The sequence below is a fragment of the Marinobacter sp. EhC06 genome (assembly GCF_001650915.1).
GTDB lineage: Bacteria > Pseudomonadota > Gammaproteobacteria > Pseudomonadales > Oleiphilaceae > Marinobacter.
This window is the reverse complement of record NZ_LXYO01000007.1, coordinates 1-13,684: the sequence shown is the minus strand read 5'-3', so window position 1 is coordinate 13,684 and position 13,684 is coordinate 1. Positions and strand designations below refer to the sequence as shown.

Here is a 13,684-nt window from a genome sequence, read left to right as displayed (position 1 = left end):
TGTGTGAAAGTAGTTGCCTATATTAAAAAAGAATGAAAACCTGTATTTTTATGCGTATTCTTCAACAAGGTCCTTCGATCTCCAGGGAGCAGCAGATTCAATGAAACTACAACAGTTGCGCTATATCTGGGAAGTTGCGCATCACGATCTGAATGTGTCAGCAACCGCTCAAAGCCTGTTTACATCCCAGCCGGGTATCTCCAAACAGATCCGGCTGCTGGAGGACGAACTGGGGCTGGAAGTGTTTGCCCGCAGCGGCAAGCATCTCACCCGCATTACACCGGGCGGTGAAATCATTATCCGGGAAGCGGGAGAGATCCTGCGGCGGGTTGAGGGCATCAAGAAAATCGCCCAGGAATTCAGCAACCAGCGCAAGGGCGATCTGAGTATCGCCACGACTCATACTCAGGCGCGGTATGCGTTGCCACCGATTATCAGCGGTTTCATTGAAGAATACCCGGACGTATCCCTGCATATGCACCAGGGTACGCCCATGCAGATCTCCGAGATGGCGGCCAGCGGAGCGGTGGACTTTGCTATCGCGACCGAAGGCATGGAGCTGTTTAACGATCTGATCATGATGCCCTGTTACAAATGGAACCGGAGCGTCATCGTGCCTAAGGATCATCCTCTGGCCAAATTACCGGAATTGACGCTACCAGAGCTGGCAGAGTACCCACTGGTGACCTATGTGTTCGGTTTCACCGGCCGATCCAAGCTTGATGAGGCGTTCCAGTCCCAGGGGCTCACACCCAAGGTGGTATTCACCGCAGCGGATGCGGATGTCATCAAAACCTACGTAAGGCTGGGTCTTGGCGTCGGAATTGTTGCCAGTATGGCATTCGATCCCAAAACCGACACCGATTTGGTCGCGCTTGATGCCCGCAAGCTGTTCCGTCCCAGTGTCACGCGAATCGGCTTCCGGAAGGGGACTTTCCTGAGGGGCTATATGTATGACTTCATTCACCGCTTTGCGCCCCACCTTACCAAGGAAAAGGTGGACGAAGCCGTGTCCCATCAGGGTAGCCGGTCTGAAATCGAGGAACTGTTCAGGGATGTTGAGCTACCCACTCACTAGAAGGTGAGCGGGTAGTATGTGCCCGGGTTATTCCCGGGCGATAAGGTTGCCGGCGTGAAGGCCACATTCTTTCTGGGTAGCTTCTTCCCACCACCAGCGACCCTCCCGCTCGTGCTGCCCGGGCAGTACCGGACGGGTGCAGGGCTGGCAGCCGATACTTACGAAGCCTCTCTCGTGCAGCTCGTTATAGGGCGCCTCGGACATCCGGATGTAATCCCACACCTCTTTTGACGTCCAGTTTGCCAGCGGATTGAACTTGATCAGTGTCTTATCATCGGTTGAGAAGGCAGTGTCCTCCTGAACAACCGGTACATCGTTGCGTGTGCCCGGGCTCTGATCCTTGCGCTGCCCGGTAATCCAGGCGTCCACGGTTGCCAGCTTGCGGCGCAGGGGATTGACCTTGCGAATGCCGCAGCATTCACTGTGTCCATCCTCGTAGAAGCTGAACAGACCTTTCTTGTCCACCAGGTCCTGAACTTCCTGAGCATCCGGAAACAGAACCTCGATCTCGATGCCGTAGTGCTTGCGCACCCGCTCCACAAACTCGTAGGTTTCCGGGTGAAGACGGGCTGTATCCAGGGTAAAAACCTTCAGGTTGTCGGTCAGTTTGTGTGCCATTTCAATCAGCACTACATCCTCCGCGCCACTGAAGGAGATGGCTATGTTGTCGTACTGTTTGAGGGCGGCTTTGAGAATCGAGCGGGGGCTCTGGTCTTCGAGCTCTTCCCGCAGGGTCTGAATATCGGTCATGGCCCGGCATTGCCTTATCTGAGAGTGCAAGAGGATCTAACTGATCGAAAAGGCTACCATTAAATGCCTCATACCCTGAAGGAATGACAATCTATATGGTTATTCCGCGCTTAAGAGCCCGGGTTTACACTTCTACGATGCAATCCCGCCCGGTTTTTCTTATCATACGCTCCGAATAGCGGCACACGGACAAACCGACGTTGCCCTTAACCAATTGAAGCAGGAGATCGTTGTGGAACTGGCATGCCTTGACCTTGAAGGAGTATTGATCCCGGAAATCTGGATCGCGTTCGCCGAAAAGACCGGCATTGAAGAGCTCAAGGCAACCACCCGCGATATTCCGGATTACGACGTGCTGATGAAGCAGCGTCTGAAGCTGCTGGACCAGCACGGCTACGGGTTGCCCCAGATCCAGGAAGTAATCGGGGAACTGGACCCGCTGCCCGGCGCCCGGGAATTTCTGGATTGGCTGCGGGAGCGTTTTCAGGTGGTGATTCTGTCTGACACCTTCTACGAATTCGCCATGCCCCTGATGAAGAAACTGGGTTACCCGGCGTTGCTTTGTCATAAGCTGGAAGTCGCAGACGACGGCCAGATTACCAACTACCTGCTGCGCCAACGTGATCCCAAGCGCCAGTCGGTAAGGGCATTCCAGTTGCTGAATTACCGCGTGATTGCTGCCGGTGATTCCTACAACGACACCACCATGCTGGGGCAGGCCGAAGCCGGCATCCTGTTCCATGCTCCGCAGAATGTGATTGACGAGTTTCCGCATTTCCCAGCGGTACATAACTTTGACGATCTCAAGCAGGAGTTCCTTAAGGCCAGCGCGATCCACAGCGCCTGAGCAGGTTAAATCGGGGTCAGATGAAAAATTCATCTGACCCCATGTTCGCGTCACTCAATAACCAACTCTTCCAGAAACCGCATCAAAGGCCCGACTTTCGCGAGCGTCTCCTGATACTCAGCTTCGGGGTCTGAATCCGCAACAATACCGCCACCACCCCAGCAGCGAATAGTGCCTTGGCCGTCACAGAGCATGGTTCGAATCGCGATATTGCTGTCCAGCGTGCCATCCAGTCCGCGATAGAATATCGAGCCGCAGTAAGGGCCACGCCAATGGGGTTCAAGCTCGCGGATGATCTCCATCGCCCTGATCTTGGGCGCGCCAGTGATTGATCCGCCCGGGAAAGCATCAAACAGGGCTTTCATGGGCGTGACACCCTCGGCCAGCTCGGCGCGGATGTGGCTGACCAGATGATGGACGTTGCGGTAGGACTCCAGGGCAAACAGTTTGTCGACTTTCACGCTGCCCGGTTTTGCGTTCAGGCTGAGATCGTTGCGAAGTAAGTCGACGATCATCAGGTTTTCGGCCAGGTCCTTTTCAGAGCCTTCCAGTTCAGTGGCATAGGCTGAATCGCTCTCCGGAGTGCCGCCCCTCGGCCTGGTGCCCTTGATGGGGCTGGTGGTGACCGTTCGGTCGTGTATCTCAAGAAAACGCTCGGGGGAGACCGACAGGATGGATGCCTCTCCGGCGCGGATGAAACCGCTGTAGGGCGTAGGGTTGGCATCCGAAAGCTCCTGGAATGCTTGCCAGGGATCCCCCATGAAATGACCTGAGAATTCCTGTGAGAGATTCGCCTGGTAGCAATCACCGGCTTCAATGTATTGGCGAATCCTTTCCACGCTTGCCCTGAAGGCATCCGGTGTTTGCCTGGGCTGAAAATGGGAACCCATAGCCCATCCAGTGGTGGCCGCTGGTTCGTCCGAGCGCAGCCACTGCTCCAGTAGATTCCGTGTCTCGCCAGGGCACTCCGGATGAATCCAGAGCCAATATTGATCTGTCTTGCGATTGTGAGTGGCCGTCCAAAGATAGAAACCTGAAGACATAAGGGGGGTATCCACAGATGGGCACAGCGCTTTGAGACGGCTTTCCCTGACATACCCGAGCTCATAGCTCAGGAAACCAATCCACCCTCCCGACAGGCATTTCGGGTTTGGTTCCTGGTCGATCTGGAACTGACGGACAAGGCTTTCCATGCTGTGGGCAAGCTGATCGGAGCAGAAATCCGCAGGCACAGGGTGTTGGAGTACTTCGGTGGCAAAAGCTCTGGCAGTAAATCCGCTGAAAACTCCTCGGGCCGGGCCGTTACCGACACTCCCGATATAGGCGAAATCCGTTTCCCGGCAAGCATAGCTTAGCAGGCGATGGTAGGCCTCCTGGGTGAGTTTACGCATGGTTGCCGGGTTCAAGGTCCCTCCGGATTCTTCGAGAAATGATAAACAGTACACAAAACGGGCGTTGTCGCGTTTGCTGAGCCGCTGCTCTAATGAGGGGCTGTTCCAGTTGGGGCGCCAATTAGGAACGCCGGTCGGTATTCTAACTGAGTTTCGCGGCCATTCTTAATACAAAAACAAATCAGGATGTGCCGGTTAAGCCAAAGAGTGGCGCATCTGAGAAAAGGACGGAGATTGTTGATGAGAAATCCTATGTATTTCGTAAAGGAGATTCTGGCACTGTTCACGATTCTGGCTATTACTCCTTGTTTCGCAGCCGCCCAAGGCTCTGAGCAGTCAGACAAGGAGGTTAAACAAATGATTCAGACACAGTTTGAAAGAATGTACGAGAGGGGAATTGAAAATCTTTCAGATCGTATCGTACTCACGGGAGGAGTGAAGCCCTTTGCGGTGGTTTCAGACACGGGAGATAACGTAAAAGCTATTCGCATCCGGCAGGCCGAAGCAATGCCTCCCGAGATGGCGCTTGAAGTTCTCCGGCGTTCTCTCATTGCGTTAGTCAAAAAAGGGAAGATTGGAGCCACCGCGATTTTCTATACGGCTGACAACCCAAACAAGAATTCCAACGCTGACAAAGTCCTGGTAGTGGAGATGGAACATATTTTTGGCCCGACGTTGGCGCAGCTCGTCCCATTTACCATCAATGACGGCAAGGCAACCTATGGAGAGCAGGTTGTCGTTGACATGGAAAAACAGATTTTCAATATCAAGGTTGGCGAAGAAGCCGCAGAATGACCTGCTATGTGTCGGACAATCTAATTATTGTTTACTGTGAAGGTGGTCACGGAACATTCTGTTACCTCTGACGTACTCTGTAGCCGTGCAGATACAAAAGTAAACCAAATAGTCTGCACGCATGGAAATAACAACAATCTTTTTCCGTAAGGAGAACGTTATGAAAGGCCTGAAGAAACTCGCACTGGCAACTGCCGTTGCTGCAGCTCCGTTTGCAGCTCACGCTGACCTGAAGGCACTGGATGACAGTGCCATGGGCAACGTAACCGGTCAGGCTGGTGTATCCATCGAACTGGAAACTGAAGTAAGCATCGGCGAATTCCGCTACACCGATGAAGGTTATCTGTCAGTTAACGACATCTACATTGGTGGCGGAACAGTTGAGCGTGATGGAAGCGGGAACGTGACCGGCGTTTCTGGTCTGCTGGACGATCTGTTGATCGACATTGATGTACAGGCTGATGGTGATGCCTACATCGATGTTCACAGCATTTCTGGTGCTCCGATTGACTTCGCTGTCGGTGTTGGTTCTGCGTCACTGAACGCTACCGACGGCAGTGGCGACTCCACTCTGCTCGCCAGCAACATTGGTATTGAAGGTGGCCTGGCGCAACTCAATATTCGCGTTGATACTGCGACTGACGACCTGATCATGAACGTAGGTTTCAACGTGACTGATATGGATATGGATGTTGACTTCCTGGGCGTGAATATCCGTGACATGCGCGTTATGGGTGCAAATTTCCTCGAAACCGGCGGTGCTGGTGTCGATCCTTCCGACCCATCGACTCTTGCCAACGCCTACGCCTTCGCCACTATCACTGTGGGTAAAGGTACCTCCGCTGCGACTGGTGGTGATGCGCTGGAAATCGCTATTCCCGACTTCCAGGCAGACATTATCGTAGGTGCTGTTGAAATCGGTGGTGCATCCATCGGTTCATTCCAGATGGACAACCTTGCGGTAACCAACACCAACATGAAGGTATATGGTCACTAATCTGACCTAACACCAAAGTTGGTGAGACGCCCCGCTCTGCGGGGCGTTTTTATTGGTCATAGGAAAACTCAGGCCAATAAAAAAACGGCAGCCAATCCTGGCTGCCGTTTTCAAATTGAATAAACGAATTCTGCGTTACTGATCCGGCACCGCAATAGAAAGATCAAACCCACCACCAGGCCGCGGCGTCAACGTAATCGGCCCTTCATTGATAGCCTGTGGAACCTGGATCTGGTCAATCCCCGGCGGGTTACCAATACTGAAGTTCAGATTCTGGCCATCAAAGCCAATCCCCAGTTGATCGTTAAGAAACGTCTGTGTAAAAGGCTCTTCCGGAATCTCTGCCTGCTGCCCAAAGATTATTGGAGGAATTGTCGGGGTAAACTCTGCTGGCGGCTGTGCCCGCGCCAGTTCTTCCTGGGGCAGCAGCAGGGCGCGGCGGAGGAATTCCTCTTCTGCGTTTTCCAGGGCATCGGTCTTGCCTTCATCAACGTATCGTTGCAGGGCGTCCCGGTAGGCTTCCTCTTCCGCTTCAGTCAGCACCGGTTCGCCGGGGGAAATGGTCAGGGAGCGCAGGATGCGTTGCCGGTCTGCGTCGGATTTCTTCCGCTCTTTGGGCACAACAATAACGGCGGAATCCTTCACATAGGTTTCCACCATTTCGTCCGAGGTCATGGTCTGAACGCCACCAAAGGCAGGTAAAGCAACAACCAGACCGCTGATGGCGGTGGTGAGCAGGTGTCGGCGTTTCATAATCTGGCCCTTTTGGTTAAAAAATACGCTCCCTGAGTCGAGTATTCGGTTTGTAGGACAGGAATTCAAGCTGGAAGATCCGGGATTGTGATCAGAATCTTTGATTTTTCGGTACTGTTACTAATCAAAGCAAAATCATGATCGAATACCATGAACTTTTTGGGCATCGCAGGGCCTCAGTGACACTATGAAAAATCCGTTCAGAAACCGATTCAGTCGCTGGATTAACCGACGGATTCCGCGGTCCGATCTACAGACGTTCAATCAGAAAAATATCTTTATTCTGCCGACTGGTGCCGGCGTGGTATTCGGGCTGTTGCTGGTGATTATGCTACTAACCGGCATCAACTATCAGAACAGTCTTATCTATCTGAGCACGTTTTTGCTGGGCGCCGTATTTGTTGGAGCCATGCACCAAACCCACCGAAACCTGTCTGGCCTTGAGCTTGCACTGGTTCAACCGGGGGAGGGCTTCGCCGGCGATGATATTCCTTTCCGATTTCGTCTGAAGGCGGGACGTGATGACGGAATCGCCATCCTGCTCTCTTGCGAGGAATCCGGTCTCGCGCCGGTGCACGTTCATTCAGGGCGGTCCGAGGATGTCACTTTGCCGGTTCATTCTGCTCATCGGGGTTATTTGCGCCCCGACCGGGTTCGTATTGAGACTCGTTTTCCGTTCGGTCTTTTGAAGGCCTGGTCCTGGCTTCGGCCAGTGTCAGCCGGTGTTGTGTTTCCAAGGCCTGTTCCTGCGCCGGAGGCTTTCAGCACTGTCGAGGATGGTGAGGAGTCTGCAGAAGCACGGTCTGTTGAAGGTAACGATCATGCCGATATCCGGCCCTGGCGGGAAGGCGATCTGAGCCAGAGGGTGCTTTGGAAGCGGTTTGCCCGAACCGGGCAGATGGTGGTTGCTGACTGGGAGGGTGAGCAGGGTAGTCCCTATTGGCTGGATTTTAATGCCTATCCGGGAGCGGATCATGAATTGCGGCTGAGTTACCTGGCGTATCTGGTGAACGAACGTGGCCGGAGTGGTGTGCGTTTTGGATTGAATCTTCCCGGACAGATAATCGAGCCTGATTCCGGTCCGGCCCATGCGGCCCGGTGCCTCCGGGTATTGGCAACCTGGGGTGAGGAGCGGCCGCGGGATGCGATGGCTGAGCCCCATGGAACGAGAAAGAAACAAAGAGAGACAACATCCCAGTGGGTTGCGGAGGGGCAGGCTTGAGTTTTCTGGACCGCCTGAGAGGCAATGAGTCGCACGAAGGGACAACGACCAATCTGCCCTCCAGGGCCTTGCTCTGGCTGATTGCCAGTTTTGCCCTTTTGCTGTCGCCCCAGTGGGACCGTCTGCCCCTGTGGCTGATCGCCGCCTGTGCAGTGTTGGCCGCATGGCGATGGCTGTCGCAATACGGGCGGGTAAGGCTTCCCGGCCGCTTGTTACGCACCGGGATAATGCTGGTCCTGATTGGTGTTTATGTCGCAACGGTTCAGGGGCGGTTTACGGTGGACACGGCCGCCTCGTTCTTTGTGTTGGCGGTGGGGCTGAAATGGCTGGAGACCCGGTCAGTCCGGGACTTCTATGTCCTGTTTTTTATCCTGGTCTATCTGGCCACCGTGAATTTCCTGTTCCATCAGGAGATTCTCTGGGCACTGGTGAACTTTACCGGGATAGCTCTGCTCCTGGTTGGGTTACAGGTGCTGAATGCGCCTGAGCTGCCGGGGGGTATGACCTCGGGCTGGCGCAGGCTGGGTGGGATGTTCCTCAAGACATTACCGATTGTTGTTCTCTTATTCGTGTTTTTCCCACGGATGTCGCCTCTCTGGAGCGTACCGCTGGTTTCAGGTGAGGCTCGCACGGGCATCAGCGACACCATGCGACCCGGCGATATTTCCAATCTTGCCCAGAGCAGCGAGCGGGCTTTCCGGGTAACGTTCGGAGGCGAAATGCCTGCCTATCGCGACCGGTACTGGCGAGGCCTTATTCTCGACTACCTGGATGGCGAGACCTGGCGCCAGGGCCAGCGAGAGGGTTTTCGCCCGCTGGGCCGGGTCGCGGTTGACGGGGGCATAGGAGAGCTTGAGGCGAACCAGTATGACGTCCTTCTGGAGCCGACCGATCAGCGCTGGGCGTTTGCCCTGGAAAATTCACGTGCGATCTCGGACAACGTCTTTGAGGACAGTGCGGATCTTTTCCGGTTCCGCCGACCGGCTGACAGCCCCGTCCGGTACCGGCTAGCGCTGGAGGAAGAGGTCTCAGCAACTGAAGCACAAAGCTCCGCCGAATTGCGGCGGTACCTCCAGTTGCCCGGGGAAGGCAACCGCAGAGCCCGGGAATTGGCTCGGGAGCTTCGCCGCGCCATGGGTGACGAACAGATAATTCGGAGTCTGTTAGAGCGATTCCGCGAGCAGGAATATTTCTACACACTCAGGCCACCTGCCATGCCCGATGACGGCATTGATTCCTTGTTGTTTGACGAAAAACGCGGTTTCTGCGCCCACTACGCTGGCGCAACCACCTTCGTGTTGCGCGCTGCCGGTATTCCCTCGCGGGTTGTCGTTGGCTACCAGGGTGGAGAAAGCGGCGCTGGAGGTAACTACCTGATCGTACGCCAGTACGACGCCCATGCGTGGGTTGAAGCCTATTTGGATGGGCGAGGTTGGGTGAGGATCGATCCCACTGCAGCCATCGCACCCGACCGGATTGAATCCGGTCTCAGAGACGCCGTTGCCGAGGAAGGATCCTTTCTGGAAAACAACTGGGCCTCGCCCCAGCGTTATGCAGATGTTGCTCTGGTGCAATGGGCGAGCCTTCAGCTGGATCGCATTAACTACCAGTGGCAGCGCTGGGTCGTCGGTTACCAGGGCCAGAGCCAGATGGATCTCATGTCCAGGCTACCGGGTGGTTTCGGCATGCGCGAACTGGGGTATATGACGGCGGGTATCGTTGGCGCGGGCTTGCTGATTGCCGGACTGATCTCTGCATTGCAGATGCGCCGCGGCGAACGGCGTGACGCGTTTCGGAGGGTGGTGGATACCTGGCATCGGCTATGTGCCAGTGCGGGCGTGCCTGTCCGTCACGGTGAAACGCCGTCGGTTCTTGCATCAAGACTGGCAAAAGCCGAGCCGGCAGCGGCAGATTCGGCCAGGCTTTTTGCCCGTATGGTGAACAGCCATTACTATAGCGCGGGTAAAGACGACGAAGGCGGTGAACAGCTGAAGCGCATGCGCCGCTTGCTTGCTACCATGAAGCGCCAACTCCGCAGATCCAGAACTCGCACAGGAAAACCCAGTGACTGACATTGCCCAAGACATGCCCTGGCTGCGCCGCGCCTGGCAAACGGTCCAGAGCCGGGTAGCAGAAGACCGCCTACCCCACGCCCTTATCCTTGCGGGTGAGCGCGGTGTGGGTAAGCGGGCCTGGGCAGAAGCTGTCGGCGGATTGTTGTTGTGTGAAAAGACTCTGCACAGGGAGTCTGGACAGCCAATTGCCTGTGGCCATTGTAAGCAGTGTGAACTCCTGGCCGCTGCCAGTCACCCCGATATCCGGGTTTATGCGCCAGAAAAATCCCGCATGGTGAAGGTTGATCAGGTGAGGGCGCTGTCGTCGTTTGCGGTTGCGTCTCCACAGGTGGCACACCACAAGGTGGCAATCATTGATCGTGCGGATCAATTGAATATCAATGCGGCGAATGCGCTGCTCAAAACCCTGGAAGAGCCGTTGCCGGATGTAACCCTGATCCTGTTACAGGAAAGCGGGCGTCCGGTCCTGCCTACCATTCGGTCTCGCTGCCAGACATTGACTGTTCCGGTGCCCGCCAACAACGAGGCCAATCAGTGGCTCGCGAAACGTGTTCGGGATCTTCCCGAAGACGCGCAACCGTCTGCAGATGTTCTGGCCAAAGCCTTGATGTTGGCAGGGAACGCGCCGAGGCTGGCTCTCGACTACGCAACCGGCGACTTTATCGGTCTGCGTGATACGGCGCTGGAGCGCTTCAAGGAATTCATGAAATCCAGAATTCCGGTGGGTGACGCCGCCAAGGCGTTCAAGGCGATAGGCCTGGAAGACACCCTTTGGTTATTTGAAACCTGGGCTGCAGATCTGGCCCGCCTGATAGCGGGCGGCATTGCCCAGGACACCGAAGCCGCGGATATGCTCGGTTTCCTGGCCAGAACCACACCTGCCTGGCGAGCCCATGAACTGCTCGATATGGTAAAGGATTCAAGGGCTGCGGGTGTTTATAACGCCAGTCCGGAGCTGGAGGCGAGTCGGCTTCTTATCGCCTGGCAAAAGCTGATGCCAGTCAAACGTCCGGCGGCATAGGTGGCCGTTGCCCGCGGGATTGCGCCTTTGGTGCCAACAGCTGCTATGATTCCGGAATGAAAGGGATTTTTGTATCCCGAAAAACGTTCAAAACGATCTACAAGAAAGGTGTCAGTTATGGGGCCAGGATTTGGTGCGCGCAGTGGCATACTCACCCTGACAATCAAGGACAAAGCAGTGCTCTACGCTGCATACATGCCTTATATCCGCCAGGGTGGCCTGTTCATCCCGACGCAGAAACAGTACCAACTGGGCGACGAGGTTTTCCTGCTTCTTAACCTGATGGACGAACCGGAGAAGATACCGGTTGCCGGTAAGGTGATATGGATAACTCCCAAGGGTGCCCAGGGCAACCGCGCAGCGGGAATCGGTGTCCAGTTTAATGGTGACGACGAAACCGCCCGCACCAAGATTGAATCCTATCTGGCAGGCTCGCTGAGTTCCGATCGCCCAACCCACACAATGTAAAGGCGGGAACTGGATGAACGATATGGCGATTCCCACGGAGGCTTCCGGCAGCCAACCGGAGGGCAGCGGCATCCGGGAAACCGCCCCGGCATTCCGGGAGTCCGAATGGAAGCTCCGGCACATCACCCTGGCCGGCCTCAGTTGGCCTTCGACACCTGAAGCCCACGACAATACTCCGATCATCATGCTGCACGGCTGGCTCGACAACAGTCTCACCTTTGTCAAGCTGGCACCGGAACTGACAGCTCTCGGGCCTGTTTACGCCCTGGACTTCGCCGGACATGGCCATTCCGGACACCGCCCGGAAGGCCAGAGTTACCTGCTGATGGACTATGTGGCGGATCTGGCGGAACTGGTTGAGCGCTATTTCCAGGAAACACCGGATGGCAGGATCAACCTTGTTGGTCACTCTCTTGGTGGTATCGTCGGCGCTCTCTACGCGGCTGCTTTCCCTGAACGGATTCGGAATCTGGTGATGATCGACAGCCTGGGCGCTCTCAGTCGTCCGGTTAAAGAGACCATTCCCCAGCTCCGAAAGGCGATCAAGAAACGCATTGCCGGATCCGGAAAGCAGGTTGTCTACCCGGATATCGCCACTGCAGCCAAAGCCCGGGAGGGCGGACTGAGTCCGCTCAGCCCTGAAGCTGCGCTGACGCTTATTCCACGTAATATGAAGCCCCAGGGAGACGGCTACGTCTGGCAGACCGATCCCCGGCTGCGGCACCCCTCGCCACTGATGATGACCGAAGAGCAGGTGCTGGCCTCGCTGGCAGCGATAGAAACCCGGGTGCTTTTTGTCAGAGCCGATCAGGGTCTTCTGTCGTACAGAAAAGATCTGGATAAACGTGCGGAAGCAATTGCGCACCTCCAGATTGCGAAAGCACCCGGGGGTCACCACTGCCACCTTGATGGTGATACCGGCCCGGTTGTAACAGCCATCAGACAATTTCTGGATAATGAGTAATCGCTTGCTGAAATCACTGTTTAGCCGTTTTGCTATCGTAGCCGTCTGTTCGCTGGTTCTGCCTTCCATCGGTATGTCCGCCCCGGAAGATGTGCCGGCGCCGTTCCCGCAATCGACGCTCGAGAATACCGTGAGGATCGAATCGTCGGGCCATTTGATATTGTTCAGTCCGCTTCGTGAGGTTAATAACGAAATCCGCTCCGAAACCATGGCCAGACTGCCGGTTTCCGGTGAAGGAAGGCTGTACCAGATTGCGCGGGATTCCAGTCGGGAACAGGCTCGGGATCATTACCTGCGGATTCTGCGACAAAGAAATGCACAGATTCTTTTTGACTGCGAAGGTATCCGTTGCGGGCGGAGCAACGTTTGGGCCAACCAGGTGTTTGGCCAGGCTGTGTTGTTGGGGCGGGATGCCACGCAGGATTATCTGGTGGCTGGCACCGTCGCAGAGGACGGTAGCCGTTGGTTGACTCTGATCTACACGGTTACACGGGGTAATCTTCGGGAATACGTCTGGGTGGAGCACCTTCGGGTTGAGGCCGGTGCGACTGTCCCGGGCTTTGGCAGTGTGAGCAGGCGCGTTGAGGGCCCGATTATCGTGCCTTGGCAGGGTGGCGTCACCTATCGTTTCAATTGGCAAGCGACTGATCGCAGGCTGGTAACGGATCTCGCACGGGAGGAAGGCGCGGTCGTCGCTCTGGTGGGCTATTCTGTGTTGGAGGAAAACGAAACTTTCTCCGAGGCCATGGACCGCGCGCGCCAGGCCACCGAGTCCCTGTCTGAAGTGTTATCAAAAACCGGAGTACCCAAAAGTCAGCAAGAGATGATCATCGTGGGTCCTGCGGTAGTTTTTAGTGGTCCGGATCGACAGGGTGACCGGGTAGAAGTGGTAGTCATTTCGAGGTAGAGATCATGGGCTCATCAAAGGACGACGACCAGGATCGCAAGGACAAATCCCCGGTGGGTCAAGCCGGGGATGATGTGTCCAAGGTGCTGCAAAGCTCTGACGTTTCGGCGACCCACGCGCCGGCCAACCCTGCAAAAGGCAGTGCTTCTGAAAAGCCGGGAAAAACCGTTGCCCTGACTCTTGGGAGTGGTGGGGCAAGGGGATATGCCCATATTGGCGCAATTGAGGTTCTGGTCGAGAGGGGCTACGACATCGTTGCCATCTCAGGTTGCTCCATGGGAGCACTGATTGGCGGCATGTTCGGCGCCGGCAAGATGCAGGACTACAAGGACTGGGTCACGGGCCTGGGCCAGTTTGATGTCCTGAAACTGCTGTGTAACCATCCCCTAAAATCGGTGCATGCGTAATTAGAGTTC

The 13,684-nt window shown here is 55.7% G+C and carries 13 protein-coding genes and 1 pseudogene; 11 read left to right on the top strand and 3 right to left on the bottom strand.

The window, feature by feature from the left end; all coding sequences use genetic code 11:
• Positions 1-100: 100 nt before the first annotated feature.
• Entirely contained in the window at positions 101-1,078 is a 978-nt protein-coding gene (gene cysB, locus A8B84_RS04670; RefSeq protein ID WP_064226945.1) for an HTH-type transcriptional regulator CysB, read from the top strand.
• Positions 1,079-1,105: 27 nt separating this feature from the next.
• Here the strand turns inward: cysB and A8B84_RS04665 are convergent, their stop codons facing one another.
• Entirely contained in the window at positions 1,106-1,846 is a 741-nt protein-coding gene (locus A8B84_RS04665) for a phosphoadenylyl-sulfate reductase (RefSeq protein ID WP_264753888.1), read from the bottom strand.
• 214 nt (positions 1,847-2,060) lie between these two features.
• Between A8B84_RS04665 and thrH the strand changes: the two genes are divergently transcribed.
• Positions 2,061-2,675, top strand: coding sequence for a bifunctional phosphoserine phosphatase/homoserine phosphotransferase ThrH (gene thrH, locus A8B84_RS04660; RefSeq protein ID WP_064226943.1), 615 nt, complete (start codon positions 2,061-2,063; stop codon positions 2,673-2,675).
• Positions 2,676-2,725: 50 nt separating this feature from the next.
• Here the strand turns inward: thrH and pabB are convergent, their stop codons facing one another.
• On the bottom strand, positions 2,726-4,066 hold the full coding sequence (gene pabB, locus A8B84_RS04655; protein ID WP_064226981.1) for an aminodeoxychorismate synthase component I: 1,341 nt from the start codon (positions 4,064-4,066) through the stop codon (positions 2,726-2,728).
• Positions 4,067-4,306: 240 nt separating this feature from the next.
• Here pabB and A8B84_RS04650 point away from each other — a divergent pair, with 240 nt between their 5' ends.
• The gene (locus tag A8B84_RS04650; RefSeq protein WP_227512617.1) at positions 4,307-4,861 is read left to right on the top strand and encodes a hypothetical protein; all 555 of its coding nucleotides are present in this window, start codon (positions 4,307-4,309) and stop codon (positions 4,859-4,861) included.
• A 160-nt stretch (positions 4,862-5,021) separates the two neighbouring features.
• A complete protein-coding gene (locus A8B84_RS04645) occupies positions 5,022-5,858 on the top strand; it encodes a DUF6160 family protein (protein WP_064226942.1) in 837 nt (278 codons plus the stop codon).
• A gap of 135 nt (positions 5,859-5,993) precedes the next feature.
• Here the strand turns inward: A8B84_RS04645 and A8B84_RS04640 are convergent, their stop codons facing one another.
• Complete coding sequence (locus A8B84_RS04640; protein ID WP_064226941.1) at positions 5,994-6,611, bottom strand: hypothetical protein; 618 nt, start codon at positions 6,609-6,611, stop codon at positions 5,994-5,996.
• A gap of 187 nt (positions 6,612-6,798) precedes the next feature.
• Between A8B84_RS04640 and A8B84_RS04635 the strand changes: the two genes are divergently transcribed.
• From A8B84_RS04635 to A8B84_RS21975, 7 genes and pseudogenes are all read left to right on the top strand, one after another.
• Complete coding sequence (locus A8B84_RS04635; RefSeq protein ID WP_064226940.1) at positions 6,799-7,833, top strand: DUF58 domain-containing protein; 1,035 nt, start codon at positions 6,799-6,801, stop codon at positions 7,831-7,833.
• Positions 7,830-9,905 (top strand): DUF3488 and DUF4129 domain-containing transglutaminase family protein, encoded by a 2,076-nt coding sequence (locus tag A8B84_RS04630; RefSeq protein ID WP_138103005.1) that lies wholly within the window; start codon positions 7,830-7,832, stop codon positions 9,903-9,905. The genes A8B84_RS04635 and A8B84_RS04630 overlap by 4 nt, the downstream gene beginning before the upstream one ends.
• Positions 9,898-10,929 carry a DNA polymerase III subunit delta' gene (holB, locus tag A8B84_RS04625; protein WP_064226939.1) on the top strand — a complete coding sequence of 344 codons (1,032 nt, stop codon included), beginning with the start codon at positions 9,898-9,900 and terminating at the stop codon, positions 10,927-10,929. Before A8B84_RS04630 ends, holB begins: the two co-directional genes overlap by 8 nt.
• Before the next feature lie 117 nt (positions 10,930-11,046).
• A complete protein-coding gene (locus tag A8B84_RS04620; protein WP_008171779.1) occupies positions 11,047-11,397 on the top strand; it encodes a PilZ domain-containing protein in 351 nt (116 codons plus the stop codon).
• A 13-nt stretch (positions 11,398-11,410) separates the two neighbouring features.
• Complete coding sequence (locus A8B84_RS04615; protein ID WP_064226938.1) at positions 11,411-12,361, top strand: alpha/beta fold hydrolase; 951 nt, start codon at positions 11,411-11,413, stop codon at positions 12,359-12,361.
• Positions 12,354-13,268 carry a DUF4892 domain-containing protein gene (locus tag A8B84_RS04610; RefSeq protein WP_082905075.1) on the top strand — a complete coding sequence of 305 codons (915 nt, stop codon included), beginning with the start codon at positions 12,354-12,356 and terminating at the stop codon, positions 13,266-13,268. The genes A8B84_RS04615 and A8B84_RS04610 overlap by 8 nt, the downstream gene beginning before the upstream one ends.
• A gap of 5 nt (positions 13,269-13,273) precedes the next feature.
• Positions 13,274-13,642 (top strand): annotated as a pseudogene (locus tag A8B84_RS21975) (patatin-like phospholipase family protein); the annotation flags it as partial.
• Positions 13,643-13,684: the final 42 nt, after the last annotated feature.